Source organism: Halomonas nitroreducens, from assembly GCF_003966155.1.
Classification (GTDB): Bacteria; Pseudomonadota; Gammaproteobacteria; order Pseudomonadales; family Halomonadaceae; genus Halomonas; species Halomonas nitroreducens.
Map to the genome: position 1 here is coordinate 22,581 of NZ_RXNS01000006.1, position 26,017 is coordinate 48,597.

At 68.9% G+C, this 26,017-nt stretch carries 23 protein-coding genes and 1 pseudogene; 12 read left to right on the forward strand and 12 right to left on the reverse strand.

Annotated elements, in window-relative coordinates; genetic code table 11:
• Window positions 1-4 precede the first annotated feature (4 nt).
• A complete protein-coding gene (locus tag EKG36_RS07570; protein WP_126482690.1) occupies window positions 5-1,156 on the reverse strand; it encodes an alanine racemase in 1,152 nt (383 codons plus the stop codon).
• Window positions 1,157-1,540: 384 nt separating this feature from the next.
• On the opposite strand from EKG36_RS07570, the gene EKG36_RS07575 reads away from it, so the two are divergent.
• Window positions 1,541-2,356, forward strand: a complete 816-nt coding sequence (locus tag EKG36_RS07575) for an amidohydrolase (protein WP_126482692.1) — start codon at window positions 1,541-1,543, stop codon at window positions 2,354-2,356.
• Window positions 2,356-3,057: a pseudouridine synthase gene (locus tag EKG36_RS07580; RefSeq protein WP_126482693.1), complete on the forward strand. Its 702-nt coding sequence runs from the start codon at window positions 2,356-2,358 to the stop codon at window positions 3,055-3,057. Before EKG36_RS07575 ends, EKG36_RS07580 begins: the two co-directional genes overlap by 1 nt.
• Before the next feature lie 81 nt (window positions 3,058-3,138).
• Here EKG36_RS07580 and EKG36_RS21005 read toward each other — a convergent pair.
• From EKG36_RS21005 to gloB, 7 genes and pseudogenes are all read right to left on the reverse strand, one after another.
• Window positions 3,139-4,158, reverse strand: a pseudogene (locus EKG36_RS21005) (GGDEF domain-containing protein); the annotation flags it as partial.
• 225 nt (window positions 4,159-4,383) lie between these two features.
• A complete protein-coding gene (locus EKG36_RS07590) occupies window positions 4,384-5,976 on the reverse strand; it encodes an ABC transporter ATP-binding protein (RefSeq protein WP_126482695.1) in 1,593 nt (530 codons plus the stop codon).
• Window positions 5,969-7,045: an ABC transporter permease gene (locus EKG36_RS07595; RefSeq protein WP_126482697.1), complete on the reverse strand. Its 1,077-nt coding sequence runs from the start codon at window positions 7,043-7,045 to the stop codon at window positions 5,969-5,971. Before EKG36_RS07595 ends, EKG36_RS07590 begins: the two co-directional genes overlap by 8 nt.
• A gap of 2 nt (window positions 7,046-7,047) precedes the next feature.
• The gene (locus EKG36_RS07600) at window positions 7,048-8,121 is read right to left on the reverse strand and encodes a microcin C ABC transporter permease YejB (protein WP_126482699.1); all 1,074 of its coding nucleotides are present in this window, start codon (window positions 8,119-8,121) and stop codon (window positions 7,048-7,050) included.
• A 241-nt stretch (window positions 8,122-8,362) separates the two neighbouring features.
• Window positions 8,363-10,180, reverse strand: a complete 1,818-nt coding sequence (locus tag EKG36_RS07605; RefSeq protein WP_126482701.1) for an extracellular solute-binding protein — start codon at window positions 10,178-10,180, stop codon at window positions 8,363-8,365.
• Window positions 10,181-10,219: 39 nt separating this feature from the next.
• Window positions 10,220-11,410 carry a transglycosylase SLT domain-containing protein gene (locus EKG36_RS07610; protein ID WP_126482703.1) on the reverse strand — a complete coding sequence of 397 codons (1,191 nt, stop codon included), beginning with the start codon at window positions 11,408-11,410 and terminating at the stop codon, window positions 10,220-10,222.
• A 70-nt stretch (window positions 11,411-11,480) separates the two neighbouring features.
• The gene (gene gloB, locus EKG36_RS07615) at window positions 11,481-12,248 is read right to left on the reverse strand and encodes a hydroxyacylglutathione hydrolase (RefSeq protein ID WP_126482705.1); all 768 of its coding nucleotides are present in this window, start codon (window positions 12,246-12,248) and stop codon (window positions 11,481-11,483) included.
• Between the two features lie 99 nt (window positions 12,249-12,347).
• On the opposite strand from gloB, the gene EKG36_RS07620 reads away from it, so the two are divergent.
• The 4 genes from EKG36_RS07620 to nudC are packed head-to-tail and all read left to right on the forward strand — an operon-like array spanning window position 12,348 to window position 15,169.
• A complete protein-coding gene (locus EKG36_RS07620) occupies window positions 12,348-13,124 on the forward strand; it encodes a class I SAM-dependent methyltransferase (protein ID WP_126482707.1) in 777 nt (258 codons plus the stop codon).
• A complete protein-coding gene (gene rnhA / locus EKG36_RS07625; RefSeq protein ID WP_126482710.1) occupies window positions 13,117-13,587 on the forward strand; it encodes a ribonuclease HI in 471 nt (156 codons plus the stop codon). The genes EKG36_RS07620 and rnhA overlap by 8 nt, the downstream gene beginning before the upstream one ends.
• Before the next feature lie 44 nt (window positions 13,588-13,631).
• The gene (gene dnaQ / locus EKG36_RS07630) at window positions 13,632-14,396 is read left to right on the forward strand and encodes a DNA polymerase III subunit epsilon (protein ID WP_126482712.1); all 765 of its coding nucleotides are present in this window, start codon (window positions 13,632-13,634) and stop codon (window positions 14,394-14,396) included.
• Entirely contained in the window at window positions 14,396-15,169 is a 774-nt protein-coding gene (nudC, locus tag EKG36_RS07635; protein WP_126482714.1) for an NAD(+) diphosphatase, read from the forward strand. Before dnaQ ends, nudC begins: the two co-directional genes overlap by 1 nt.
• Before the next feature lie 12 nt (window positions 15,170-15,181).
• Here the strand turns inward: nudC and EKG36_RS07640 are convergent, their stop codons facing one another.
• Entirely contained in the window at window positions 15,182-15,493 is a 312-nt protein-coding gene (locus EKG36_RS07640) for an SCP2 sterol-binding domain-containing protein (RefSeq protein ID WP_126482716.1), read from the reverse strand.
• 133 nt (window positions 15,494-15,626) lie between these two features.
• Between EKG36_RS07640 and sohB the strand changes: the two genes are divergently transcribed.
• Window positions 15,627-16,667, forward strand: a complete 1,041-nt coding sequence (sohB, locus tag EKG36_RS07645; RefSeq protein ID WP_126482718.1) for a protease SohB — start codon at window positions 15,627-15,629, stop codon at window positions 16,665-16,667.
• Window positions 16,668-16,685: 18 nt separating this feature from the next.
• Here sohB and EKG36_RS07650 read toward each other — a convergent pair whose 3' ends face one another.
• On the reverse strand, window positions 16,686-17,009 hold the full coding sequence (locus EKG36_RS07650) for an ArsR/SmtB family transcription factor (protein ID WP_126482720.1): 324 nt from the start codon (window positions 17,007-17,009) through the stop codon (window positions 16,686-16,688).
• Between the two features lie 135 nt (window positions 17,010-17,144).
• Window positions 17,145-17,357, reverse strand: a complete 213-nt coding sequence (locus EKG36_RS20715; RefSeq protein ID WP_246007453.1) for a hypothetical protein — start codon at window positions 17,355-17,357, stop codon at window positions 17,145-17,147.
• Between EKG36_RS20715 and EKG36_RS07655 the strand changes: the two genes are divergently transcribed.
• The 3 genes from EKG36_RS07655 (at window position 17,356) to EKG36_RS07665 (ending at window position 21,082) form a co-directional block, all read left to right on the forward strand.
• A complete protein-coding gene (locus EKG36_RS07655) occupies window positions 17,356-19,266 on the forward strand; it encodes a propionyl-CoA synthetase (protein ID WP_246007454.1) in 1,911 nt (636 codons plus the stop codon). The two genes, EKG36_RS20715 and EKG36_RS07655, sit on opposite strands and share 2 nt — an antisense overlap.
• A gap of 336 nt (window positions 19,267-19,602) precedes the next feature.
• Window positions 19,603-20,286 carry a 7-cyano-7-deazaguanine/7-aminomethyl-7-deazaguanine transporter gene (locus EKG36_RS07660; protein WP_126482724.1) on the forward strand — a complete coding sequence of 228 codons (684 nt, stop codon included), beginning with the start codon at window positions 19,603-19,605 and terminating at the stop codon, window positions 20,284-20,286.
• 16 nt (window positions 20,287-20,302) lie between these two features.
• Window positions 20,303-21,082, forward strand: a complete 780-nt coding sequence (locus EKG36_RS07665) for an alpha/beta fold hydrolase (RefSeq protein WP_126482726.1) — start codon at window positions 20,303-20,305, stop codon at window positions 21,080-21,082.
• A 3-nt stretch (window positions 21,083-21,085) separates the two neighbouring features.
• Here EKG36_RS07665 and EKG36_RS07670 read toward each other — a convergent pair whose 3' ends face one another.
• Entirely contained in the window at window positions 21,086-22,276 is a 1,191-nt protein-coding gene (locus EKG36_RS07670; protein ID WP_126482728.1) for an ABC transporter substrate-binding protein, read from the reverse strand.
• Window positions 22,277-22,436: 160 nt separating this feature from the next.
• Between EKG36_RS07670 and EKG36_RS07675 the strand changes: the two genes are divergently transcribed.
• Together EKG36_RS07675 and EKG36_RS07680 are read left to right on the forward strand one after the other, a co-directional pair.
• Window positions 22,437-24,143, forward strand: coding sequence for a potassium/proton antiporter (locus EKG36_RS07675; RefSeq protein ID WP_126482730.1), 1,707 nt, complete (start codon window positions 22,437-22,439; stop codon window positions 24,141-24,143).
• Window positions 24,144-24,272: 129 nt separating this feature from the next.
• Complete coding sequence (locus tag EKG36_RS07680) at window positions 24,273-25,970, forward strand: BCCT family transporter (protein ID WP_126482732.1); 1,698 nt, start codon at window positions 24,273-24,275, stop codon at window positions 25,968-25,970.
• The last annotated feature ends 47 nt before the right edge of the window (window positions 25,971-26,017 follow it).

The window sequence follows — 26,017 nt, forward strand, 5'->3', positions numbered from 1 at the left end:
GCCTTCACCATCCGTTGACTCGTGGCCAGGTGGCGATGACCTCGCACCCGTCACCCTTGTCGCTGTCGACGAGATGATAGTGGTTGTACATGGCCGCCGTCATGCAGACATGGTTGGGATAGACGCGAAGTCGCGTCCCGACCGGCAACTCTTCGTACGATACGCCTTCTACCAACGGAACCTGGCCGTGCTCCTGATAGACTCTGGCCACCTTCATCTTATGCTTGAGGAGTTGTCCTCTTGCATCGGTCACCAGTCCGAAGCCGACATCATTTGGCATGTTCTCCGTACTGCGGTCCTTGGACAGGGCCAGTGCCCCGGCGTTGATCAGTAACCTGTCCAGCGAGGCGTGATGGCTGCAGACCTCGGTGATCACGGAAACGGCCAGGTCATCGACACCGCAGGAGTTGATCTGTGCCTGGAACATGTCGCCGAACATGTAGACCCCCGGACGTACTTCCGTCACGCCATCCAGCGAGCGAGCATGGAGCGCTGTCGGGGTGGAGCCAATGCTGACCGTGGCGCACGGGATGCCATGGTCACGGATTCGTTCGGCTGCCCTGACCGCGGTAGAACGCTCCACTTCGGCGACCTTCTCGATCTCGGCAATCGAGCGACACTGGTAGGAATGGCCGGCATGGGTCATGACGCCAGCAAAGCGTGCATGAGAGGCCTCGTGGGCAAGGCGGGCGATCTCGATAAGCTCCTTACTGTCGGGAAAGACGCCCGAGCGGCCTTCCCCACAATCCAGTTCGGCCTGTACCAGGAAGTTCGCGCCGAGTTCCTTGCCCCTCTCGCAGATCGCTCGGGTAACCGCAACGCTGTCGGTGATCAGGGTGAGATCTGCGCCCTGTTGCTGAATGCTGGCGACTCGCTCCAGCTGATCCGGCAGGATACAGACGGCATACTGGATGTCCATGATGCCATGACTGGCGAAATACTCGGCCTCTTTCAGCGTGGATACAGCGACGCCACCGGCTTGTCCTTCCATGGCCAGGCGTGCCACATCAATGGACTTTGCGGTCTTCAGGTGGGGACGTAGTGCGACATTCTTGCTCCTGGCCGCATCGGCCATTCGCTGGATGTTCCTCACGAGTTTCGCTCGATCGAGAATCAGGCTGGGCGTGGGAATGTCAAATATGGTAGTGGGAGGCATGGGGGCTTCGAGACCTCTTCGGTCGCATCAATGAAAGCATCTGACTGTTTCATTGCTACACTATGCAAATTGCGATAAGCCGGCCAATGCCGCTTTCTCCTAGTACGATGCCCAAGACGAAAGATGTGGAGTAACGTCGCGGCAATCCGAGACCGATGACAGTACGCAAGGCGCGTGAGGCGACTTCGCGCGGAGTTTGGATTTGCCTCAAAAATGGCGCCAAGGTGTCATGATGTCGGCTATCATCAGGTGAATCGTCGGAAGGCCTCAGGACAACCGCAGCGAGCAGCGTATCACAGCGCTCGCCCTGTGCCGTCGATGGCTGCGTGGCACGGCCGTCTCGGTTAGGCTGGGGAGATTACCCCTGCGCCGATGGAGACCCCGATGAGCGAACTTCGAACCACCCTGGTGCAGTGCGACCTGCGCTGGGAAGACCCCGAGGCCAACTGCCGGATGCTCGAGGAGACCCTTGGTGACCTCGGTGGGGCCGAGACGGACCTGATCGTGCTGCCGGAGATGTTCGCCACCGGCTTCACCATGAATTCCCGGGAGATGGCCGAGCCGATGGCCGACAGCGCCAGCGTGGCCTGGCTGCAGGACCAGGCGCGGCGTCGCGGCTGCGTGATCACCGGCAGCGTGGCCGTGGTGGAGGACGGCGACTACTTCAACCGGCTGGTCTGGGCGCGTCCCGATGGCAGCCTGGTGCACTATGACAAGCGCCACCTGTTCCGCATGGCCGGCGAGCATGAGCGCTATGCCATGGGCCATGAACGGGTGATCGTCGAGCTGAAGGGCTTCCGGCTGCTGCTCAGCGTCTGCTATGACCTGCGCTTCCCGGTCTGGCTGCGTCAGCAGCCGGCCCCCGGCGAGCACTTCGAGTACGATGCGCTGCTGTGCGTGGCCAACTGGCCGGCCCCCCGTCGCCACCCGTGGCGGGTGCTGCTGCAGGCCCGGGCCGTCGAGAACTTGTGCCCGGTGATCGGCGTCAACCGGGTGGGCGAGGACGCCAAGGGCATGGCCTATGCCGGCGACTCCATGCTGGTGGATGCCAAGGGCGAGCCCCTGATCGACGAGCCGCGGGACACGCCCTTCGTCAGGACCGGCCGCCTGTCGCTGGACGAGCTCGCCGCCTTCCGCGAGAAGTTCCCGGCCTGGCGTGACGCCGACCACTTCGCTCTGGCCGACGGGGTGGGGAGCTGATGCGCCTGGACCGTTTCCTGTCGGAGAGCACCGAACTCACCCGGGGCCTGGCCAAGCGGGCGCTGTCCCGCGGCGAGGTGACCGTCAACGGCGAGCCCGAGAAGAAGGGCGCCAGGCATGTCGGGGACGAGGACCGCGTCACCTGGAACGGCATGCCCCTGGCCCTGGTGGGGCTGCGCCATATCATGCTGCACAAGCCGGTCGGTGTGGAGTGCACGGCGCGCCGTGGCCTGTATCCCCGGGCGGTGGACCTGGTCGAGGCGCCCAAGGCGGAGCGGCTGCAGCCGGTGGGGCGGCTGGATGTCGAGACCACCGGCCTGCTGCTGCTGACCGATGACGGCCAGTGGTCCCATCGGGTCACCTCGCCGAAGCGGGCCTGCGCCAAGGTCTATGTGGCGACCCTGGCGCGCCCCTTGGCGGAAGAGGAAGCCGAGCGGGCGGTGGCCGCCTTCGCCGAGGGGCTCTGGCTCGAGGGCGAGGAGGCCGTGACCCGACCCGCCGAGCTCGAGCTGCTCGATGCCCGGCAGGCCCGCCTGACCATCACCGAGGGGCGCTATCACCAAGTGCGGCGGATGTTCGCGGCCATCGGCAACCATGTCGAGGCCCTGCATCGCGAGTCGGTGGGGCCCCTGCGTCTCGACCCGACGCTGGCGCCCGGCGAGTGGCGGGAGCTCACCGAGGGCGAAGTGGCGCTGTTCTGAGCCGGCGTCAGGCGTAGACGTGAGTGCGTCCCGCCCCCCGTGCTTGGCGGCATACAGGGCCTTGTCGACGAGCCCGACCAGGGTCAGGGGCTCGTCGGCATGGGACGGGTAGGAGGCGATGCCGCAGGAGACGCTGATTGGCCCCAGGGTCGCATCGCGGTAGTGATAGACGGTGCCGGCCAGCCGGGCCATCAAGGCATCGACCCGGCGCCGGGCGGCGTCGGCATCGGCGCCGGTGAGTAGCATGACGAACTCCTCGCCGCCCAGCCGGCAGACCACGTCGGCCTCGCGAAAGTGCTGGACCAGGCAGCTCGCGACCCCGGCCAGCACCGTGTCCCCGGCCTCGTGGCCGAAGTCATCGTTGAAGTGCTTGAAATGGTCGATGTCGATCATGATCAGCGTCAGGGCATGGCCGTGGCGCCTGGCCTGGGCGGCTTCGTGCTCCAGCAGCTCGGCGCGTTCCATCAGCTTGACCTCGCCCCACAGGCCGATGTCGGTGTAGTCGGAGAAGACCCGGAAATACAGGGACCGGCCGGCGAAGTCTTGAGGCAGTTCGATCATGTGCCAGGGCCAGCCGGCGAAGAGGCCCTCACCCTCGGCATCGAAGGAGCCATGGCGGTAGATCCGCTGGCCGTCGAGGTAGGCCTCGACGTTCAGGTCGACGCTGTAGATGTAGAGCACCGGATCCCGCCAGGCCCCGTCGGGCAGCGGGACGCGGAACCAGACATGCTGCCGGTCCCGGCGATCCGGTGGGTTGGAGGGGAAGGCGATCGGCCGCCAGGCGGCCTCGCCGGCACCGGGCCTTGTCCAGGCCGGAGTGCCGTCGGCGAGCCGGGGCGAATCGCCCCAGCGGTATTCCCATCCCGTCTCGAGGGGCTGCGCCGAGGCCAGGGCCGGCGCCATGGGGGCCACCGACAACAGCCACAGCAGGGACCAGCAGAACGAGAGCGAGGTTCGGCGCATGGATCCCTCCAGGGCGGTGCCGACAGGAGCCCAGTATAGGCCAGGCCGGAGCATGCCGCCCGGCGGCAGGCGTCGTGGGGCTAGGCGGGGCAAGACCGTCAGGCCTGTGACGGCGCTGTGGCTGCCTGGCCAGGCCATCGCCGAGGGGACCGGGGCGTCGTGCACGTCCGGGATATTTATACCGTTATCTTGCGGCCTTGCCGAGCGTCATGTGCGGCTACCGTGACAACGGGCCGGGCGTCATCACGCCAAGCCCGGGCATGTCTGTCGGCCCTGCGCGCCTGGCGCAGGATGCCGGCGGTGGCCTCGCAGGGCACGGAGGAAAGGGCGGTGGCGCGAACCCAGCCGGGTGACCTTGGCCCCTCAGGCCCGGACGGGCGTCAAGCCGGCGGCCTCCACCAGGGCGCGAGTGTAGTCGGTGGCAGGGTGCTCCAGGACCTCCAGGCAGTCACCGCTCTCCATGACCTCGCCGTCCTTGAGCACCAGGATGCGGTGGGCCATGGCGCGGACCACCGCAAGGTCGTGGCTGATGAACAGGTAGCTCAGCCCGCGGCGCCGCTGCAGCTCCCGCAGCAGGGCGACCAGCTGCTTCTGCACGGTGCGGTCCAGGGCGGAGGTGGGCTCGTCGAGGACCAGCAGCTCGGGTTCGAGGATGATGGCCCGCGCGACGGCGATGCGCTGGCGCTGCCCACCGGAGAACTCGTGGGGGTAGCGGGCGGCACACTGCTCCGGCAGGCCGACCTCGCGCAGGGTGTCGCGGACCCGACGCTCGACCTCCTCCCGGGACAGCTCCGGGTGGTGGAAGCGCAGGCCCTCGCTGACGATGTCGGCCACGGGCAGGCGAGGCGACAGCGACCCATAGGGGTCCTGGAAGACCACCTGGAGGCGCCGACGGCGTCGGCGCAGGGCGTTGCCGTGGAGCCGGTCCAGGCGTTCGCCGTCGAAGTCGATCTCGCCCTGGCTGCCGGTCAGGCGCAGCAGCGCCAGCGCCAGGGTGGTCTTGCCCGATCCCGACTCGCCGACGATGCCCAGGGTCTCGCCGGGGGCTACCGTCAGGTCGAGGGGCTTGACGGCCTCGAAGGCCGGGGGGCGGCGACGGAACAGGCGCTTGGGGCGCTCGAAGCGCACCCCGAGGCCCCGGGCGCTGAGCAGCGGCGCCTGGGCGCCGACGGGCTCGGGGCGTCCGGCGGGCTCCGCCTCCAGCAGGTCCCGGGTGTAGGGGCTCTGGGGCGCGGCGAAGACGCTGGCCACCTCGCCGCTCTCCTGGAGCCGGCCATGATGCATGACGCAGACCCGGTCGGCATGGCGGCGGACCAGGTTGAGGTCATGGGTGATGAACAGCATGCCCATGCCATGGGCGTCGCGCAGCTCGGCGAGCAGCGCCAGGATCTCGCGCTGGACGGTGACGTCCAGGGCCGTGGTGGGCTCGTCGGCGATCAGCAGCCGGGGGCGGTTGGCGATGGCCATGGCGATCATCACCCGCTGGCGCTGGCCTCCGGAGAGCTGGTGGGGCCAGGCCTCGAGGATTTCCTCGGCGCGGGGCAGCCGGACCTGCTCGAGCAGCTCTCGGCAGCGTCGCCGGGCCGCGGGGCCCGACAGGCCCTGGTGCAGGCGCAGGGTCTCAGCGATCTGCTTGGCCACGGTCTGCAGGGGGTTCAGCGAGGTCATCGGCTCCTGGAAGACGAAGCCCACCTGGCCGCCGCGCAGCGCCTGCCACTGGCGGCGTGTCAGGCGGGCCAGGTCGGTGTCGCCGAGGTGGCGCCCGCCGCGCACCTCGGCGTTGCGGGGCAGCAAGCCGAGGGCGCCGAGGGCCGAGACCGACTTGCCGGAGCCGGACTCGCCGACCAGGGCCAGGGTCTCGCCAGGGTGCACGGCCAGGGAGAGGTCCTCGACCACCGGCGAGCCGTCGAAGGCAATGGTCAGCGCATCGAGGCGGAAGAGGGGCGTATCAGGCATCGCTTGGCGTCCTTTGGCGTGCGTCGCCGGCATGCTGGATATGCCGCGGGTCGAAGGCATCGCGCAGCCCCTCGCCGATGAACACCAGCAGGGACAGCATCACCGCCAGGGTCAGGAAGGCGGTGATGCCGAGCCAGGGGGCCTGGAGGTTGTTCTTGCCCTGGGCCACCAGCTCGCCGAGCGAGGGCGAGCCCGGCGGCAGGCCGAAACCCAGGAAGTCCAGGGCGGTCAGGGTGGTGATGGCACCGGTGAACAGGAAGGGGATGAAGGTCAGGGTGGCGACCATGGCGTTGGGCAGCACGTGGCGCCACATGATCAGGCGCGAGGGCAGGCCCATGGCCCGGGCGGCGCGCACGTATTCCAGGTTGCGCGCGCGCAGGAACTCCGCACGCACCACGTCGACCAGCCCCAGCCAGGAGAACAGCAGCATGATGCCCAGCAGCCACCAGAGGTTGGGCTCGACCAGGCTCGCCAGGATGATCAGCAGGAAGAGCACCGGCAGGCCGGACCAGATCTCGATCAGCCGCTGGCCGATCAGGTCGACCTTGCCGCCGAAGTAGCCCTGGACGCCGCCGATCACCACCCCGAGGATCATCGAGCCGATGGTCAGCACCAGGGCGAAGATTACCGAGAGGCGAAAGCCGTAGATCACCCGGGCCAGCACGTCGCGGCCCTGGTCGTCGGTGCCCAGCCAGTGCCGGGCGTCCGGCGGGGAGGGCGCCGGATGCGACAGGCCCATGTCCAGGGTGTCGTAGGCGAAGGGGATGGGCGGCCAGAGGATCCAGCCCTCGGCCTCGATGGTCTCCTGGATGTAGGGATCCCGGTAGTCCGCGGGGGTGGGCAGGAAGCCGCCGAACTCGGTATCGGGGTAGTCGACGAGCAGAGGGACGTACCACTGCCCCTGATACTGCATCAGCAGCGGCCGGTCGTTGGCGACCAGCTCGGCGCCGAGGCTGACCACGAACAGGAGCAGGAAGACCCACAGCGACAGCCGGGCGCGACGGTTGCCGTGGAAGGTGGCGAGGCGGCGACGGGCGATCGGCGACAGCCGGGCGGAGAGGCGCGTCATGGTCAGGACTCCCGGGTCTCGAAGTCGATGCGCGGGTCGACCCACACGTAGGTCAAATCCGAGATCAGCTTCAGTACCAGCCCGATCAGGGTGTACAGGTAGAGAGTGCCGAAGATCACCGGGTAGTCGCGCTGCATCACCGCCTCGAAGCCGAGCAGGCCGAGGCCGTTGAGGGAGAAGATCACCTCGATCAGCAGCGAGCCGGTGAAGAAGATGCCGACCAGCGCCGAGGGCAGGCCGGCGATGATGATCAGCATGCCGTTGCGGAACACGTGGCCGTAGAGGACCCGGCGGTCACTGGCCCCCTTGGCCCGGGCGGTCAGCACGTACTGCTTGTGCACCTCGTCGAGGAAGCTGTTCTTGGTCAGCATGGTCAGGGTGGCGAAGCTGCCTATCGCCGAGGCCACCACGGGCAGGGTGATATGCCAGAAGTAGTCCTTCACCTTGCCCCAGGGGCCGAGGTCGGCGAAGTCCGGCGAGGTCAGGCCGCGCAGCGGGAAGACGTCCCAGTAGCTGCCGCCGGCGAACAGCACGATCAGCAGGATGGCGAACAGGAAGCCGGGGATCGCGTAGCCGACGATGACCAGCCCCGAGGTCCAGACGTCGAACCGCGAACCGTGGGTCAGGGCCTTGCGGATGCCCAGCGGGATGGACACCAGGTAGACCAGCAGGGTGGTCCAGAGCCCCAGCGAGATCGAGACCGGCAGTCGGTCGAGCATCAGGGTGGTGACCTTCTGGCCGAGGAAGAAGCTCTCGCCGAGGTCGAAGGTGGCGTAGTCGGCGAGCATCCCGAAAAAGCGCTCGTGGGCCGGCTGGTCGAAGCCGAACTGGGTCTCCAGGCGATCGATGAACGCCTGGGGTACCCCTCGCGCGCCCCGCGACTCGCCGCTGGCGGTGACGTCGCCGCCGCCGCCCTCCAGGCGCGTGCTGGCCTGGCTGGAGAGACCCTCGAAGCGGGCCAGCATCTGGTCGATGGGGCCGCCCGGGGCGGCCTGGACGATGATGAAGTTGAGCAGCATGATGCCCAGCAGGGTGGGGATCATCAGCAGAATGCGGCGCAGTACATAGGCGGCCACGGCGTGTCCTTAGCAATTATGTCCAGATGTCGTACGTCAAGGGCACGGGGCACGGTGAAAGGAGCGAGGCGTGAAGAGTGAGGGGATGCCCGCCCCGTGCCTCATGCTCTGGTACACCTCACACCTCACACCTCACACCTCACACCTCACACCTCACACCTCACACCTCACACCTCACACCTCACACCTCACACCTCACACCTCACACCTCACACCTCACACCTCGCACCTCGCACCTCACTCACCGATTGCGCTGTCGGCTCTCGATCTCGGCGGCGCGCTGGGGATCGACCCACCAGGCATCCAGGTCCAGGTTGTAGTGCGGGAAGGGCTCCTGCCAGCCGAACTTGTCCCACACGGCGATGCGCGTCGCGTCCAGGTGCCACTGGGGGATCACGTAGAAGCCCCAGCGCAGGACCCGGTCCAGGGCCTGGGCGGCGGTGTCCAGCGCCTCCCGGGAGTCGGCGGCGATCAGCCGGTCCACCAGGTCATCGATCACCGGGTCCTGCAGGCCGATCAGGTTGCGGCTCTGGGGGGCGTCGGCATACTCGCTGCCCCAGAACTCGCGCTGCTCGTTGCCGGGGTTGGCGGACTGCGGGAAGCTGCCCACGATGATGTCGTAATCAAAGCTGCGCAGGCGGTTGAGATACTGGTTGACGTCGACGATGCGGATGTCGCCCTGGACCCCGAGCCGCGCGAGGTTGCGCAGCAGGGGCTGGACGACGCGCTCGAACTGGGTGTCGAACAGCAGCACCTCCAGGGTCAGGGGCTGGCCGCTCTGCGCGTCGACCAGGGTGCCGTCGCGGGACTCGTAGCCGGCCTCGCGCAGCAGGTCGAGGGCCCTCCTCAGCCGTGGACGCAGCCCGTCGGGGTGCTCGACCGGCAGGGGGCCCTCGAAGACCCGCTCGGGCAGCGCCTCGCGGTGCGGCTCGAGCAGCGCCAGCTCGCCCTCGCCGGGCAGGCCCTCGGCGGCCATCTCGGAGTTCTCGAAGTAGCTGCGGGTGCGCTCGTAGGCCCCGTAGAAGAGGTTCTGGTTCAGCCACTCGAAGTCGAAGGCCAGGTTGAGGGCCTCGCGGACGCGCATGTCCTGGAACTTGTCCCGGCGCAGGTTGATGACATAAGCCTGCATGCCCGCCGGCTGGCCGTCCGGCACCTCCAGGCGCTGGACGAAGCCGGCCTCGGCAGCGGGGAAGTCGTAGGCGGTGGCCCAGTTGCGGGCGCTGGACTCGATGCGCATGTCGAGGTTGCCGGCCTTGAAGGCCTCCAGGGCCACGGTCTGGTCTCGGTAGTAGTCGAACACCAGGCGCTCGATGTTGTGGCGGCCGCGGTTCACCGGCAGGGCCTGCCCCCAGTAGTCCTCGACCCGCTCATAGACGATACGCCGGCCCGGGTCGACCTGGGCGATCCGGTAGGGACCGGAGCCCAGCAGGGCCTCCCGGGTGGTGGCCTCGAAGTCCCGCCCCTCCCAGTAGTGGGCCGGCAGCACAGGCAGCTGGCCGAGGATCAGCGGCAACTCCCGGGACTCGCTGGCGGCCAGGTCGAAGTGCACGGTGTCCTCGTCCACCGCGCGGACCTCGGTGACATCGGCGTAGTAGGCCCCGTAGAAGGGCTGGCCCTTCTCGGTGAGGGTCTCGAAGCTGAAGATCACGTCCTCGGCGGTCACCGGGGTGCCGTCGTGGAAGCGCGCCTCGGGGTGCAGGTCAAACTCGAGCCACTGGCGGTCGGGGTCCAGCCGGATGCCCTCGGCCAGCAGCCCGTACATGGTGAACGGCTCGTCCGGGTTGGCGACCAGCAGGGTGTCGTAGATCGCGTTGAGGCCCGTGGCCGGCGTGCCCTGGATGATGAAGGGGTTGGTGGAGTCGAAGCTGCCGGTGGCCGCCCGGGTCAGGGTGCCGCCCACCGGCGCGTCGGGGTCGGCATGGGGGAAGTGGGAGAAGTCCGCGGGAAGCGCCGGCTCGCCGTAGAGGGCGAGGGCATGGCGAGTGGGTACCTCGTCGGGACTGGCGGCCAGGGCAGGGCCGGCCGCCAGGGCCGTCATCAGCAGCACGGTCGATCGCATCGGAAGATCCTTGTTCCAAGGAGGGGGCGAGCCCCGTCATCATCTACCGGAAAGTGTCAGCTGCTGGCCGGGTTGTAAAGCGTCGACCCGCTGGATGTCGTTCCAGCGGGCCAGGTCGGAGATGGCCACGGCATGCCGGGTGGCGATGGCGGACAGGGTGTCGCCGCGCTGCACGACATGGATCGCGTCGCCACCCCGGGACGGGGGAGTGACCGTGTCCAGGGCCGTCACCAGGCGCTCGGCGCCGTCCACCGGCACCAGCAGTTCGCGGACCTGGCCGGGGCGGGCCGATTCGCTGCGCAGGCCGGGGTTGAGGTCGGCGAGCTGGCCGCGGGGCACGCCGGCCAGGCGGGCCGCCTCGCCGAGCCGCAGCGTGCGGGTGACGCGCACCCGGGCGAAGGCCGGCTCGGCAGCGATCTCCGGCAGGGCGACATCATAGCGCTCCGGCTCGGCGATGATCGCGGCAATGGCCAGCAGCTTGGGGACATAGTCCATGGTCTCCGCCGGCAGCTCGAGGTCCCAGTAGTGGCCCTCATGCCCCCGGGACAGCGCGATGCGCCGCGCCCGGTTCACCGTGCCCGCGCCGGCGTTGTAGGCGGCCAGCGAGAGCTCGATATCGCCCTCGTACCACTGGTCGGCCTGCAGCTCGATATAGTCGAGCGCCGCCTGGGTCGAGCGCACCACGTCGAGGCGTCCGTCCCAGGCACCGTTGCGCCGCAGGCCCAGGGCGTCGCCGGTGCGTGGCATGATCTGCCACAGGCCGGCGGCCCCGAAGCGGCTGCGGGCGTGGGGGTCGAAGGAGCTTTCCACGAAGGGGATCAGGGCGATCTCGCCGGGCAGTCCCCGGGACTCGACACGCTCGAGGATCCAGGCCAGCCACGGGCGGGCCCGCTTGGTGATCGCGACGATGTTGTGGGGGCTGGCGCTGTACTCGTCGATCCAGTGCTGGACCCGCGCATGGCCGGCGCCATACTGCCACTGGTCCTGCCACTGGAAGCTCTCGCGCAGGCGCGACCAGGCATCGCTGGGCTCCAGGTCGAGGCTGTTCCAGAAATGCCGACCGCCGGCGGGCTTGCCACGGGAGCCGCTGGTAAAGGCGGGGGTGTCCGCGGCCAACCGGTCCTTCGGCAGGGTCGACGCCTGACTGTAGGCGCCATTGGCCAGCAGGGCCCCGGTCATGGCGAGGGTGCTGGCGAATCCGAGGAGTCGTCGGCGGGTATGATAGGTCATTCGCTGGCCTCCTGGGCGCACGCCGGCCCGCCGGCCTGCGGCGGGGGCGGCGTCCATCGGGTGTGGTGTCTCAGAAGGAATCTTTCCAGGCGCGCAGGGTGGCGAAAGTGGCGACGGGGCTGTCGGTGTCGCCGTGGGCCGAGGCGGCCCGGCGCACGCCGGCGTCGTCACAACGCAGGAAAGGGTTGATGCGCCGCTCGCGCCCGATGGTGCTGGGCAGTGTGGGGCGATCGAGCTCCCGGGCCCGCCGGCATTCCTGCTCGGCGGCATCCACGTCGGGGTTGTCCGGGTCCGCGGCCTTGGCGAAGCGCAGGTTCGCCAGGGTGTACTCGTGGGCCGCGAAGACCAGGGTGTCCTCGGGCAGGCCCTGGAGGCGTGCCAGCGAGGCGTGCATCTGCTCGGGAGTCCCTTCAAACAGACGTCCACAGCCGGCGCTGAACAGGGTATCGCCGCAGAGCAGCAGCGGCGGGATACCGGCGGTGAAGAAAGCGATATGATCCAGGGTGTGGCCGGGCACCTCGAGGACTTCGAACAACCGGCCCATCACGCGCACCTCGTCCCCGGCGCCGACCCGCTCGTCGATGCCCTGGATATCGGGATTGTGGGGGCCGATGACCCGCGGCGCGTAGCGCTGGATCAGCGCCGGCAGGCCGCCGGTATGGTCGGGGTGGTGGTGGGTGATCAGCACGCAGCCCAGGTTGAGCCCCTCGCGCTCCAGCCACTCGATCACGGGGTCGGCATCACCGGGGTCCACGACGCAGACATCGGCGCTCGTGTCCTGCCGAAGCATCCAGATATAGTTGTCGCTAAAGGCGGGAATCGGTGTCACGCTCAACATGGGCTCGGAGTCCTCGCGCCTAGGCTGGTCTCGACGGAGCCGCTGGCGCCTTGAATCGATGTTTTGCAAAATCGAGTACTTTGGAGAGAAGAGCGCAACATGTCAAATTCGCAGGATGCGATGGCCCTGGCCCGCCTGGTACGCGAGGGACGCCGTTACTGGGCGAGTCCCGGTGGGCGGAGCGTCTGGCGCGCCGAGCGCGCTTGCCTGGGGCCGCTGTGCGAGCGCTGGTTCGGCGCCCACGGCCTGGAGCTCGGCATGGCCCCGGCCCTGGCCGACATGTGCCCGGTGCGCCACTTCCTGCGCTGGTCGCCCACGGTCGAACTGGCGGAGGGGGACGCGCCCCTGGTCTGTCCCCCCGATGCCCTGCCCCTGCCCGACGGCTGCCTGAGCCTGGTGGTGATTCATCACCTGCTCGAGGTGGTCCCGGATCCCCATCACCTGCTGCAGGAGGCGGCGCGGGTGACCGACGATGACGGCCACCTGATCCTGTTCGGCTGGGCGCCCTTCGGTGTGGCCGGCTGGAGCCGCCTGTGGCCGGGGCGTCGCCGGCACCTGCCCTGGCGGGGGCGCTGGCGGACGCCGGGGCGGCTCAGTGACTGGCTGGCGTTTGTCGATTTCGAGGCCCAGCGGGTAGACTACTGCGGCTTTCGTCTGCCTGGCGGCACCGCCCATAACGCCATGCTGGAGACCCTGGGCCGGCGGCACAATCTGCCGCTGGGCGACTGCTACATGATCCATGCCCGGCGCCGCTCCCAGCTGGCCCAGACACGCCGCGACCGGGTGGTCTTCCCGGGGCCCCTGGCCGGCTCCGCGCTGGGCAATGCCTCGCGGCAGTTCGGACCGCAACCGGAAAGGGTGACCGAGGGTGACTGACAGACCACAGCGCGTGGCGCTCGGCGAGGTGACGATCTATACCGATGGCGCCTGTCGCGGCAACCCGGGGCCGGGCGGCTGGGGTGCGCTGCTGCGCAGTGGGCGTCACGAGAAGGCCCTCAAGGGGGCCGAGGCCGAGACCACCAACAACCGCATGGAGCTGATGGCCGCCCTCATGGCCCTGCGCGAACTCAAGCGCCCCTGTCATGTGGCGCTATGGACCGATTCCGAGTACCTGCGCCGCGGCATCACCGAATGGATCCATGGCTGGATCAAGCGGGGCTGGAAGACCGCCTCGCGACAACCAGTCAAGAATGCCGAGCTGTGGCGTTCCCTCCACGCAGAGACCCATCGCCACGCCATCGACTGGCACTGGGTCAAGGGCCACAGCGGCCACCCGGGCAACGAGCGGGCCGATGCCCTGGCCAACGAGGCCATCGACGAAATGCTGGCCGGGGCCTGACGGCCCCGGTGTCCCTTTGAACATCGAGCACGAGACGCAACGCCATGCGGCAGATCATCCTGGATACCGAGACCACCGGCATCGACCCCAAGGACGGCCACCGGCTGATCGAGATCGGGGCGGTGGAGATGGTCAACCGCCGCCTGACCGGCAATACCTACCACCAGTACATCAATCCCCAGCGCGACATCGAGGCCGAGGCGATGGCGGTCCACGGCATCACCAACGAGCGGGTCGCCGATGAGCCGGTGTTCGCCGAGGTCGCCGATGCCTTCTGGGCCTTCATCGAGGGCGCCGAGCTGGTGATCCACAACGCGCCCTTCGACGTGGGCTTCATCGACCACGAGCTGGGCCGGCTCAATGCCGTCCGGGGCGAGCCGCGCCTGGGGCCGGTGGCCGACCACTGCCGGATCCTCGATACCCTGCAGATGGCCCGCGACAAGCACCCCGGCCAGCGCAACAATCTGGATGCCCTGTGCAAGCGCTACGAGATCGAGAACGGTCACCGGGTGCTGCACGGCGCCCTGCTGGATGCCGAGATCCTCGCCGACGTCTACCTGGCGATGACCGGCGGCCAGACGGCATTGTCGCTTGATGCCTCCGCCGGCGGCGAGGGCGAGCTCGACAACAGCGGCGGCATGGCGATCCGCCGGCTGTCGCTGTCGCCGGGGCAGCTGCGCGTGCAGGCCCCCGACGAGGCGGAACTCGCGGCTCATCGCGACAAGCTGGCGCGCATCCGCGAGGCCGCCGGCGAGTGCCGCTGGGACGGCCTGGAGGGCTGGCCCGCCAGCCCCGAGGCGCCGGCCTGATGCTGCGTCGGGAATTGCCCCACGCCGAGGCCTCGGGGCGGGTGATCCGCCTGGCCGAGGGGCGCATCGCGCCCGGGCCGGGGGGCGGCCCCCTGCAGGCGGAGCAGCCGTGGACGGCCGCGATGCAGCCGCTGTGCTGGTGGCGGGACGAGCCCGTGGCGCTTTCCCTGGAGGCGGCCGCGGGGGACGACTGGCCGGAAGGGCGCGCCTGGCTGGCGCAGCTGCCGGAGTCCTGGTACCCGCTGGTCTCCACGGCCCTGCAGGTGGGCGCCTGGCTCCGCCATCACCGCTTCTGTGGCTGTTGCGGGGCCCGCGCTGCACGCCTGGATCGCGAGTTCGCCATGCACTGTGCGCACTGCGGCCATCGCAATTACCCGCGCATCTCGCCGTGCATCATCACCCTGGTGACTCACGGCGATGCCCTGCTGCTGGCCCGCAGCCCGCGCTTCCCGCCGGGGCGCTATTCCACCCTGGCCGGCTTCATCGAGCCGGGGGAGGCCGCCGAGGAGGCGGTCCGGCGGGAGATCCACGAAGAGGTGGGGCTGGCGGTGGGGCGGCTGCGCTACTTCCGCAGCCAGGCCTGGCCGTTTCCCCACTCCCTGATGCTGGGCTTCTTCGCTGAGGCGGCCAGTCGCCGCATCCGCATCGATGGCCAGGAGATCAGCGACGCCGCCTGGTTCTCGCCGACGCGGCTGCCCCAGCTGCCACCGCTGTACTCCATCTCGCGGGCCCTGATCGAGACGCATCTGGCCGAGGTCGGGGCCCGTCGCTGAGGACGGGCGGCGTCAGTCGGCCGGGAACAGGCTACCCAAGCGAGTGGCCAGCATGACGTTGCCGGTGGCCTTCAGCTTGCCGCTCATGAAGGCGCCCATGCCGCTGATCTCGCCCTTCATCACGCCGCGCAGGGTCTCGGTACTGAGGCTGAGGCTCACCGAGGGGTCGTCGTGCTCGCCTTCGCAGACCTCCAGGGTGCCCTCCTTGACCACCAGGTAGTGGTCGCCGGCATCGCTGAAATGGAACTGAAAGACCTCGTCCATGCCCTGGGCGGCTTCAGGATCGAAACGGGCATGGAGCTTGTCGAGGGTGGTGTCGGACATCGGTGCGGTCTCCGCGGGTCGTCGGGGGCATGCGTTCAGGGAGCCTATTTAAAACATCTGTTTTAATCAAGGCGGCTTGTGCGGTGGCGGCACCATGGGCAGGATGGAAGCGGACTTCGGGAGGAGGTGAGCGGTGAACGAATGGCTGACGGATTACGGCATGTTCCTGGCCCAGTTGCTGGCCGTGGCGGGCATCACCCTGCTGGTGGTCCTGGCGGTGTTGCGCGCCCGTGGCGCCGAGGGCGAGCGTGTCCGCCTGCGGGTCGAGGAACTCAACGACAGCCGCCGGCGGCGCCACCGGCGGCTGCAGCTGGCGGCCAGTGAGCCGGGTGCGAGGAAGCGGCTGGTCAAGGCCTTCCGGCGTGACGACAAGGCCCGCGGCAAGCGCCATGTTCCCGCCGAGTCCGGGGCCACCCCCACGGTCTGGGTGCTCGACTTCCACGGCGATCTCAAGGCCAGTGCCACCGGGCGGCTCGCCGAGGAGGTCTCGGCGGTGCTGGATGTTGCCGGCGAGGCCGACGAGGTGGTCGTGCGGCTGGAGTCGGCCGGCGGCCTGGTCCATGCCTATGGCCATGCCGCCGCGGAGATGGACCGGCTGCGGGAAGCCGGGCTCACGACCACGGTGTGCGTGGACAAGGTGGCCGCCAGCGGCGGCTACCTGATGGCCTGCTGTGCCGACCGGCTGCGCGTTGCGCCCTTTGCGGTGCTGGGATCCATCGGCGTGGTGGCACAACTGCCCAATGTGCACCGCTTGCTGAAACGCCATGACATCGATGTGGAGGTGCTCACGGCGGGGCGCTACAAACGCACCCTGACGGTGCTCGGCGAGAATACCGAGGAGGGCCGCGAGAAGTTTCTCGAGGACCTCGAGACCATCCATGGCCTCTTCAAGCGCTATGTGGCCGAGCGTCGCCCGGCGCTGGACATCGAGGCGGTGGCCACCGGCGAGGTCTGGTACGGGCAGGATGCCCTGGCGCGAGGCCTGGTCGACGAGCTTGGCACCAGCGAAGCCTACCTGGCCACGCGGCTGGAGGACGCCCGGGTGGTGTCGGTGCGCCTGGAGCGTCGCCAGAGCCTGTCCGAGCGCCTGGGGCTGGCGATTTCCCGGGGCGTGGAACACGGGGCCCAGCGCGGGCTGGAGCTGCTGGATGCCAGCGGCTGGCAGAAGCGCTGAGCCCGGCCGGGAGCCGCGTCAGTCCGGCAGGCCGAGCCGTCCCAGGGCGTCGAGGATGATGCGCGCCCGCTCGCCGTTGAGGGAGTAGTAGATGGTCTGGGAGGCCCGCCGGGTGGTGACCAGGTCCTCGCGCCTGAGGATGGCGAGGTGCTGGGACAGCGCCGACTGGCTCAGGGCCAGGCGGCGGTTGAGTTCGGTCACCGACAGCTCCGTGCCGTCCAGCAGGCAAAGGATGCGCAAGCGGTTGTCGTTGGCCATCGCCTTGAGCAGGGCGCTGGCCTGATCGATCACCACGTCACCCCCCTCCAGCAGGTGCGATACCCGGCGCTGCGAGTCGCTCATCTTGTGTCACCCCCGCGTGTTCGGGCCCGCGGCGCGTGATCCCTGTTCGCCGGCGAGGCCCCCCGATGTCGTGATGGTTCGGCGTCCTGCTGGCCGGTGGTTCCCTTCCTTTTCGTTTCCTGATTCAGCCATCACTCAATTATAGCGCACCGTTGGCCGCGCCACCGGTTGCGTCCATGTCGGTTTCCCGGCGGTGTCGTGGTCGCTCCAGTGGTCGTTGTCGACAATGGTCGTCGGTCTGTCGTTCTTTTGTCGAAGATTAGCCCTTTGTCTGAGGTTTTTCTCGATACGCTGTTCTAGAGTGTCAACAATCCATCGAGCCACCCGCGCAACAGGCAGGATGTCCATGACCGCATATCGCAGCGAATTCCGTCGTTCTATCGACCAGCCCGAGGCCTTCTGGGCCGAACAGGCCCGACGACTCCCCTGGTTCACCCCGCCGCAGACCGTGCTGGGCTATGACGACCAGGGGCATGCCCGCTGGTACGAGGACGGCGAGCTCAACCTCTGTCACGCGGCGCTGGACCACCACGTCGAGCAGGGGCGGGGGGACCAGGCGGCCGTGCACTGGGACTCGCCGGTCACCGGCAGCAAGCGGACCCTGAGCTATCGCGAGATGCGCGACGAGGTGGCCCGTTTCGCCGGCGCCCTGAGGCAGCTCGGCGTCGAGAAGGGCGACCGCGTCATCATCTACATGCCCATGGTCCCCGAGGCCCTGGTGGCCATGTTCGCCTGTGCCCGTCTCGGGGCGGTGCATTCGGTGGTCTTCGGCGGCTTCGCGCCCCACGAGCTCGCCGTGCGCATTGAGGACGCCGAGCCGAGGGTAGTGGTTGCCGCGTCCTGCGGCATCGAGGTCGACCGGGTGCTGCCCTACAAGCCCATCGTCGACGAGGCCATCGCCCAGAGCGCGCACAAGCCCGAGGCCTGCGTGGTGTTGCAGCGCGAGCAGCATCGGGCCGAGCTCGGGGCCATCGACCATGACTGGGCCACCCTGGTGGAGGGTGCGACGCCGGCGGAGTGCGTGGCGGTGAAGGCCACCGACCCGCTCTACGTGCTGTATACCTCGGGCACCACCGGCAAGCCGAAGGGCGTGGTCCGGGATACCGGCGGCTACGGCGTGGCGCTGCACTACTCCATGGAGGTCGTCTACGACATGGTGCCGGGGGAGGTGTTCTTCTCTGCCTCCGACGTGGGCTGGGTCGTCGGCCATTCCTATATTGTCTATGCGCCCCTGTTGCGGGGCTGTACCACCGTGGTCTACGAGGGCAAGCCGGTGCGCACCCCCGATGCCGGTGCCTTCTGGCGATTGATCGCCGAATACCGGGTGAAGGGGTTCTTCACCGCGCCCACCGCCTTTCGCGCCATCAAGAAGGAGGACCCGGAGGGCAAGCGGCTCGCCGAGCACGATATCTCCTGCCTGAAGGCGCTGTACCTGGCCGGCGAGCGCCTGGATCCGCCGACCTTCCACTGGCTGGAGGACCTGCTGCCGGTGCCGGTGGTCGACCACTGGTGGCAGACCGAAACGGGCTGGCCGATCGCCGCCAACCTGCAGGGGCTCGAGCCGATGCCTACCAAGGCCGGTTCGGCCACCGTGCCGGTGCCGGGCTTCGACGTGCAGATCCTCGACCGGGAGGGCCAGCCGGCCCCGGCCCTGGAGCAGGGCAGCGTGGTGATCAAGCAGCCCATGCCGCCCGGTTGCCTGACGGGCATCTGGCGCGATCCACGGCGCTTTCACAGCGCCTACATGGCAGCCTTCCCCGGCTACTACCTGACCGGTGACGGGGGCTACTTCGACGAGGACGGCTACCTGTTCATCATGGGGCGCACCGACGACGTCATCAACGTGGCCGGTCACCGGCTCTCCACCGGCGAGATGGAGGAGGTGGTCGGGGCGCACCCGGCGGTCGCCGAATGCGCCGTGATCGGCATCCACGACGCCCTCAAGGGCCAGGTGCCGGTGGGGCTGGTCATTCCCAAGGACGGTTTCGATGGCGACGAGCTGGCCCTCGAGAACGAGCTCATCGAGCGGGTACGGGAGCGCATCGGCCCCATCGCCTGCTTCAAGCAGGTGCTGGTGGTGGATCGCCTGCCCAAGACCCGCTCCGGCAAGATCCTGCGCAAGCTGCTGCGCAATATCGCCGATGGCCAGGAGTTCGGCATTCCCTCGACCATCGATGATCCCGCGAGCCTCGAGGATGTCCATGAGGCGATGAAGGGCCGGGAGCTGGGGGCGGCCCACCAGGCCCGCCAGGTCTAGGGCGACCTCGGCCGCTGTCGGGGCCGCGCGGCCCCGACAGCACGAGGTTAGCGCCGATAGCGGTATCCCTCGGGGTGGCTGCGTCGACAATCCCCCGGAGCCGGACCCTCGAGGAGGCGCCGTGTAATACCGGCGGGTACGCTAGCGACGCCGTCCTGGCGTAGCCCCTCCTCTACGGCTTGTGGCCGGCGCCTCGCCTCAGGCCCGGCCGAGATCGCCCTGCGCGGCAGGGGCGGGTTTTGCCGCGGCGCGGCGGCTGCGTATAATGCGCGCGTCGTCCGCCGGCTACCGGCCTCACGAGGGTTCCCTCACCCCTCCCGCAAGAAGGTGCGCCCGATGTTCGTGCTCTCCGCCGCCCAGACCCGTCGCTGCCTGGCGTTGATGGTCGGCTTCCATATCCTGGTGATCACCGCCAGCAACTACCTGGTGCAGCTGCCGTTCACCCTGTTCGGCCTGCATACCACCTGGGGGGCCTTCAGCTTCCCCTTCATCTTCCTGGCCACCGACCTGACCGTGCGGCTGTTCGGCAAGGCACCGGCACGGGCCATCATCCTGCGGGTCATGTTCCCCGCCCTGGTGGTCTCCTACGTCGTCTCGGTGATCTATCCCCGAGGCAGCTTCGCCGGTTTCTCGGCGCTGGCCGATGTCGACCTCTTCGTGGCGCGCATCGCCCTGGCGAGTTTCATGGCCTACGTGCTGGGGCAGTTGCTGGACGTGACCATCTTCGACCGCCTGCGGCGGCTGCGCGCCTGGTGGGTGGCGCCGGCGCTGTCCACGCTGCTCGGTAACCTGGCGGATACCTTCGCCTTCTTCTCCATCGCCTTCCACCGCAGTCCCGATCCCTTCATGGCCGCCCACTGGCCGGAAATCGCCTGGGTGGACTATGGCATCAAGCTGGGCATCAGCCTGGCCCTCTTCCTGCCGCTCTACGGCGTCCTGCTGGCCGGGCTGACCCGCCGGCTGGTGGACGTGACCGGGGGCGCCGACCTGGCGCCGGCCTCGGCCCAGCCCCGTTGCTGATCCCAAGGAGACCCTGATGTCCATCGCGCTCAACCATCTCGACACCGGCGGCGAGGGGACGCCGCTGGTGGTCATCCATGGCCTGCTGGGCAGCGCCGACAACTGGCGCTCCCATGTCAGGAAGTGGCAGGCCGAGCGTCGTGTCATCGCCGTGGACCTGCGCAACCACGGCCGTTCGCCGCATGTTGCGGGGATGGGCTACGCCCAGATGGCCGATGACGTCCTGGCCCTGCTCGACCGGCTCGACGTGCCGCGCGCCCACCTGCTCGGCCATTCCATGGGCGGCAAGGTGGCCATCAGCCTGGCGCGCCTGGCCCCCGAGCGGGTGGCCTCGCTGATCGTCGCCGATATCGCCCCTCGGGCCTACGGTCATGGGCATGATGCCATCTTCGCCGCGCTGCGCCGGGTCGAGGCGGGGACACCTGCCAACCGGGGCGAGGCCGATGCGCTGCTCGCCGAGCATGTCGCGGAGCGCCCGATTCGCCTCTTCCTGGCGACCAACCTGGAGCGCGATGCCGCGGGATACCTGGGCCTGCGCATCGGCCTGGACGAGATCGAAGGGGATTACGATGCCATCATGGCGGCGCCGGCCGGCGAGGGCGCCTTCCCGGGGCCGACCCTGGTGATCCGCGGCTCCCGCTCCGACTATGTCACCGATGCCATGCTGCCGGCGCTCCATGATGTCCTGCCCGGGGCCCGCGTGGAGACCCTGGAGGCCGGCCACTGGCTGCATGCCGAGCAGCCCGAGGCCTTCCAGGAAGTGGTCAATGCCTTTCTCGCCGAGCAGCGCGACTGACCCTCACGGCCTTGCCCCGGGGTCGACGGCCAGGCGTCCGACCGGTTTGCGTTCGTCGGTGACCCCGGTCTCGAACAGGAAGCGCTCGAAGCCGGCATAGCGGGTTCGCGACAGGGCGGCCGGCGCCAGGCTGAGGCGGGCGCGGATTTCCGGCCAGGCGGCGCGGTTGGCCGGCGTGTCCAGCGTCGGCTCGGCCGCCGCCAGCAGCGGCCAGCTCTCCTCGGGGTGCTCGAGAATCCAGGCGGTCGCCTCCTCCAGGGCCTCCACGAAGTGCTGGATGGCGTCCCGCTGTCGGCTCAGGTGATTCCGGTTGGCCACCAGGATCAAGCCGTCGTGACGCGGCACGCCGAAGGCCTCCACCGGCAGGGTCGTGGTGGCGAGGCCCTCGTCGGCCAGCGCCCGGGCCAGCAGGTGGCGCTCCGCCCCGATCACCCCGTCCACGCGATCCTCGCGCATGGCCTGCTCCAGGCGGAAATGCAGGTCGGGACTGTCGACCGACTCGCGGGAGACATCCTGGCTGTCCAGCAGGGTGGCCAGCAGGACCGCCTCACCATCCAGGTCGGCATGGCCGATCCGTGCCCCGGCCAGGCTGGTCGGGGAGGGGAGGTCGGCGTCGGCGCGCATCACCAGCGCCGTGAGCGGCAGGCCAACCAGGGTGGCTACCCGTACCAGCGGTTGACCGCGATGGACGAGCAGGTGCAGCAGCGGTTGCCGGGTCAGGGCCAGGTCGATCCGCGAGGCGGCAAGCAGCTTGGTGGGCACATCCGGGTCGGCCGGGGTGACGATCTCCACGGCCAGGCCCCGGTGGGCGAAGAGATCCCGCTCCCGGGCCACGAAGAGTGCCGCATGACGGGGGCTCGGGTACCAGTCGAGCATCACCGTGAGGCGGCGTACCGGCGGCGGCTCGATGGGCTGCGCCGGTCCCACGGCCACGGCGGGCGCAGTGGGGCGCGTCGGCGTGTCCACCGCCGGCCCGCTGGGCAGGCGGCGAAAGCGCGCCAGGGGATCCGTGTCCGGGGCGTCGGCCGGACGCGCCAGTTCGGGGACCATGACCTCGGTATCGAGGGGCGGGAAGCGCGATGGCGCCTCGTCGGTCTCCTGCGCGGCCACCACGGGCGCAAGGACGAGCAGGCCGCAGGCGAACAGCAGCAGGGCCCGTGCCCGGGCCGACCGGCGGCGGGAAGATGACAGCATGGCAGAGGCTCCAGCGACGTGACGCGCGTCGTGCGACGTCCGGCGCTAGTCTATCGGCGCCGGGCAGGGGCTGGCCAGCATGCGGCTCAACGCTGTCACGGTCTTCGCGACCCGCCGGCGGTCGTGAGATAATCCCGATCCTCTCCCGAGGCAGGACGCCATGGATTCGATCAATACCCTCTTTCTTCTCAGCGGCTTCCTGATTGCCCTGAGCATCCTCGCCAGTCGACTCTCCACTCTGGTCGGCGTGCCGCTGCTGCTGATCTTCCTCGGGCTCGGCATGCTGGCCGGCGAAGAGGGCCTGCTGGGCATCCAGTTCGACGACTATCCGCTGGCCTTTCTGATCGGCCATCTGGCCCTGGCGATGATCCTGCTCGACGGCGGGCTGCGCACCCGGCTCAAGACCTTTCGCGTGGGCTTCAAGCCGGCGCTGTCCCTGGCCACCCTGGGGGTCTTCGTCACCAGTGCCCTGGTCGGGGCGATCGCCATGTGGGTCTTCGAGCTGACCCTGGTCCAGGGGCTGCTGGTCGGCGCCATCGTCGGCTCCACGGATGCCGCCGCGGTCTTCTCGATGCTCGGCGGCCGTGGCATCAACCTCAACGAGCGGGTGGGGGCGACGCTCGAGATCGAGTCGGGGACCAACGATCCCATGGCCATCTTCCTGACCCTGATGCTGGTGGAAGTCCTGGTCGGGGACATCGGCGGCGTGGTGGACACGGGGCTCTTCTTCCTTCGCCAGTTCGGGCTGGGGATCGTCATCGGGGTGGGGGCCGGCTGGCTGATCGCGCGACTGATCAGTTGGCTGGACCTGGCGCCGGGCCTGTACTCGCTGCTGGCACTGGCGCTGGGCTTCTGCGTCTTCGGTCTGACCAGTGCCCTGGAGGGCAGCGGCTTCCTGGCCATCTACCTGGCGGGGCTGATGATCGGCAACCGGCCCGGCCGCCATCTCAACTTCATCCTGCCGGTGCATGACGGCCTGGCCTGGCTGAGCCAGATCGGCCTGTTCCTGGTGCTGGGCCTGCTGGTGACCCCCAGCGAGATGCTGGAGTATGCGCTGCCCGCCGCCGCGGTGGCCCTGGCGCTGATCTTCGTGGCGCGCCCACTGGCCGTGCTGGTGGCCATCAAGCCGTTCTTCCGCTTCCGCTGGCGGGAGATCGGCTTCATCGCCTGGGTGGGGCTGCGCGGGGCGGTGCCCATCGTGCTGGCGATCTTCCCGGTGATCGGCGGGGTCGAGAACGCGTCACTGTACTTCAACGTCGCCTTCGCGGTGGTGCTGCTGTCGCTGCTGATTCAGGGCGGCACGCTGCCGTGGATGGCCCGGCGCCTCAAGGTCCAGCTGCCGCCGACGGTGACCCCCAACCGGCGAGGGCCGCTGGGCATCCAGGCGAACAACGACTTCGAGATGTTCGTCTATGTGGTCGAGAATGCCGACCTCGAGGATGTGCCGATCCGCCTGCTGCGCTTTCCCTCGGGGGCCCTGATCGCCTCGCTGTTCCGCCAGGGCGTCATGCTGCATCCCAAGGGCAGCACCCGACTGTGTCGCGGCGACGTGCTCTGCGTGATCGGTCGCACCGACGACCTGCCCGCCCTCAACCGGCTGTTCAACGGCGACGCCACTCTCAAGCGCGAGCGAGCCTTCTTCGGCACCTTCACCTTCGACGGCGCGGCGCGCCTGGGCGACGTGGCCGATGCCTACGGCCTCACGCTCAGCCCCGGCGAGCAGGACATGACGCTGGCCGACTTCATCTCGCTGCGGGTCGGCGGCCACCCGGTGGTGGGCGATGACGTCGACTGGCATGGCATCCACTGGGTGGTCAGCGAGATGGACGGCAACCGGGTGACGCGGGTGGGGCTGCGACTCTATTAGGTGTCCCGGCTTGGGCCGCAAACCCTGCTCCGGATCAAGTCGGGGCGAGACCGGCGCCGAGCGTCTTCGGGTGACGTGCGCCCTTTGCTAGCATCCCCGCATCGATACCGGTAACAGAGGAGCCCCGCCATGCCCCGCCAGGATTCCCGGCGCGTCTTTGTCGCTTCGGTGACGGCCATCCTCGGGGTGGTGATCGCCGGGGCGAGCGCTCCCGACACCATCAGCGAGCTGGCCGCGTCCGGCCTCGAGGCCGTCACCCGGCTGTTCGGCTGGTTCTACCTGGCCTCGTTGTTCGGCTTCGTGCTGCTGCTGGTGTGTCTGGCCCTGAGCCGCTATGGCAAGGTGCGGCTGGGCCCCCAGGACGCCACTCCCGACTACGATGCCTTCTCCTGGATCAGCATGCTGCTGGCCGCCGGGCTGGGCGTCGGCCTGGTTTTCTATGGCATGGCCGAGCCCATGCGTCACTACCTGGAGCCGCCCTACGGTGGGGTCCCGGCACAAAGCCCCGAGGCCGCTCGGCTGGCGATCCAGTACAGCTTCTTCAACTGGGGGGTGCACCAATGGTCGGTCTTTGCCCTGGCCGGACTGATCGTTGCCTATTTCCAGTTTCGCAAGGGGCGGGCCGGCCTGGTGTCCTCGGTGCTGTCGACCGTGACGCCCCGACGTCCCCATGGCCGACCCTGGGCGCCCTGGCTGGACGTCTTTGCCGTGGTGGCCACCGTGATGGGGGTCGCCACCTCCCTGGGGCTCGGGGTGCTGCAGGTCAACGGCGGCCTGAGGGCGGTCTTCGGCCTGCCCGAGAGCGCCCTGTCTCAGCTGCTGATCCTGCTGGTGATGTTCGTCGCCTACATGGCCTCGACCCTGGCGGGGCTCGACAAGGGCATTCGACGGCTCTCCAATCTCAACATGCTGCTGTGCCTGGCGATGCTGCTCTACGTGCTGGTCAGCGGCCCGACCCTGAAGATACTCGAGACCCTGACCCTGGGGTTCGGCGACTACCTGCAGAACTTCATCGGCATGAGCCTGCGCACCACGCCCTATTCGGAGGATGGCTGGGCCAGCGAATGGACGCTGTTCTACTGGTCCTGGGCGATCGCCTGGTCGCCCTTCGTGGGGACCTTCGTGGCCCGGGTCTCGCGGGGGCGCACGATACGGGAATACGTGCTGGGCGTGTTACTGGTGCCCTCCCTGCTGGCCTGCCTGTGGATGGGCGTGTTCGGCGGCGCGGCCATCCACCTGGAACGGGCGGGGGGCGCGGGCCTGGCCGCCGCCACTCAGGCGGACATGAACGTGGCGCTGTTCGAGATGCTGGCGCTGCTGCCGCTGTCCGGCCTGACGTCGGTGATGGCCATGATGCTGATCCTGGTCTTCCTGGTGACCTCGGCCGACTCGGCCTCCTATATCGTGGCCCAGATGACCGACGGGGGCTCCATCAACCCGCCTGTCTTCAAGCGGGTGGCGTGGGGGATCCTGATTGCCGCCAGTTGCCTGACCCTGATCGTGCTGGGCGGCCTGGATGGCCTGCAGTCCGCCTCCGTACTGGCCTCCCTGCCATTCTCCTTCGTGCTGTTCGCCATGGCCGCCGTGCTGGTCCGGACCCTGCGCCAGGATCATGACGCCCTGCTCGGCCTGCTTTATCGGCGCCATGGCGAGGTGCCGGTGGGGGCCGACGCCATCGAGGCGGAATCCCTGGTCAGGCAGCGCCATGCCCGTCCGTTGCCGCTGACCGCCAAGGGCGCCGCCGGCCAGGCCTGTGAGTCCCGGCGCCGGTCGCCGACCCGTGAAGCGGCGCCGGTTGACGCGGAGGAGGGAGTGACTGCGCCATGAGCGCGGGCCTCGCTGGGGGCGGCAGCTCCGCCGGCAGCGTGACAGTG

What these genes read in the sequence shown, in the direction of transcription:
- EKG36_RS07570 (WP_126482690.1), bottom strand. Translation starts at nt 1,156, where the DNA reads ATGCCTCCCACTACCATATTTGACATTCCCACGCCCAGCCTGATTCTC.
- EKG36_RS07575 (WP_126482692.1), top strand. Translation starts at nt 1,541, where the DNA reads ATGAGCGAACTTCGAACCACCCTGGTGCAGTGCGACCTGCGCTGGGAA.
- EKG36_RS07580 (WP_126482693.1), top strand. Translation starts at nt 2,356, where the DNA reads ATGCGCCTGGACCGTTTCCTGTCGGAGAGCACCGAACTCACCCGGGGC.
- EKG36_RS07590 (WP_126482695.1), bottom strand. Translation starts at nt 5,976, where the DNA reads ATGCCTGATACGCCCCTCTTCCGCCTCGATGCGCTGACCATTGCCTTC.
- EKG36_RS07595 (WP_126482697.1), bottom strand. Translation starts at nt 7,045, where the DNA reads ATGACGCGCCTCTCCGCCCGGCTGTCGCCGATCGCCCGTCGCCGCCTC.
- EKG36_RS07605 (WP_126482701.1), bottom strand. Translation starts at nt 10,180, where the DNA reads ATGCGATCGACCGTGCTGCTGATGACGGCCCTGGCGGCCGGCCCTGCC.
- EKG36_RS07610 (WP_126482703.1), bottom strand. Translation starts at nt 11,410, where the DNA reads ATGACCTATCATACCCGCCGACGACTCCTCGGATTCGCCAGCACCCTC.
- gloB (WP_126482705.1), bottom strand. Translation starts at nt 12,248, where the DNA reads ATGTTGAGCGTGACACCGATTCCCGCCTTTAGCGACAACTATATCTGG.
- EKG36_RS07620 (WP_126482707.1), top strand. Translation starts at nt 12,348, where the DNA reads ATGTCAAATTCGCAGGATGCGATGGCCCTGGCCCGCCTGGTACGCGAG.
- dnaQ (WP_126482712.1), top strand. Translation starts at nt 13,632, where the DNA reads ATGCGGCAGATCATCCTGGATACCGAGACCACCGGCATCGACCCCAAG.
- nudC (WP_126482714.1), top strand. Translation starts at nt 14,396, where the DNA reads ATGCTGCGTCGGGAATTGCCCCACGCCGAGGCCTCGGGGCGGGTGATC.
- EKG36_RS07640 (WP_126482716.1), bottom strand. Translation starts at nt 15,493, where the DNA reads ATGTCCGACACCACCCTCGACAAGCTCCATGCCCGTTTCGATCCTGAA.
- EKG36_RS07650 (WP_126482720.1), bottom strand. Translation starts at nt 17,009, where the DNA reads ATGAGCGACTCGCAGCGCCGGGTATCGCACCTGCTGGAGGGGGGTGAC.
- EKG36_RS07655 (WP_246007454.1), top strand. Translation starts at nt 17,356, where the DNA reads ATGACCGCATATCGCAGCGAATTCCGTCGTTCTATCGACCAGCCCGAG.
- EKG36_RS20715 (WP_246007453.1), bottom strand. Translation starts at nt 17,357, where the DNA reads ATGGACATCCTGCCTGTTGCGCGGGTGGCTCGATGGATTGTTGACACT.
- EKG36_RS07660 (WP_126482724.1), top strand. Translation starts at nt 19,603, where the DNA reads ATGTTCGTGCTCTCCGCCGCCCAGACCCGTCGCTGCCTGGCGTTGATG.
- EKG36_RS07665 (WP_126482726.1), top strand. Translation starts at nt 20,303, where the DNA reads ATGTCCATCGCGCTCAACCATCTCGACACCGGCGGCGAGGGGACGCCG.
- EKG36_RS07670 (WP_126482728.1), bottom strand. Translation starts at nt 22,276, where the DNA reads ATGCTGTCATCTTCCCGCCGCCGGTCGGCCCGGGCACGGGCCCTGCTG.
- EKG36_RS07675 (WP_126482730.1), top strand. Translation starts at nt 22,437, where the DNA reads ATGGATTCGATCAATACCCTCTTTCTTCTCAGCGGCTTCCTGATTGCC.
- EKG36_RS07680 (WP_126482732.1), top strand. Translation starts at nt 24,273, where the DNA reads ATGCCCCGCCAGGATTCCCGGCGCGTCTTTGTCGCTTCGGTGACGGCC.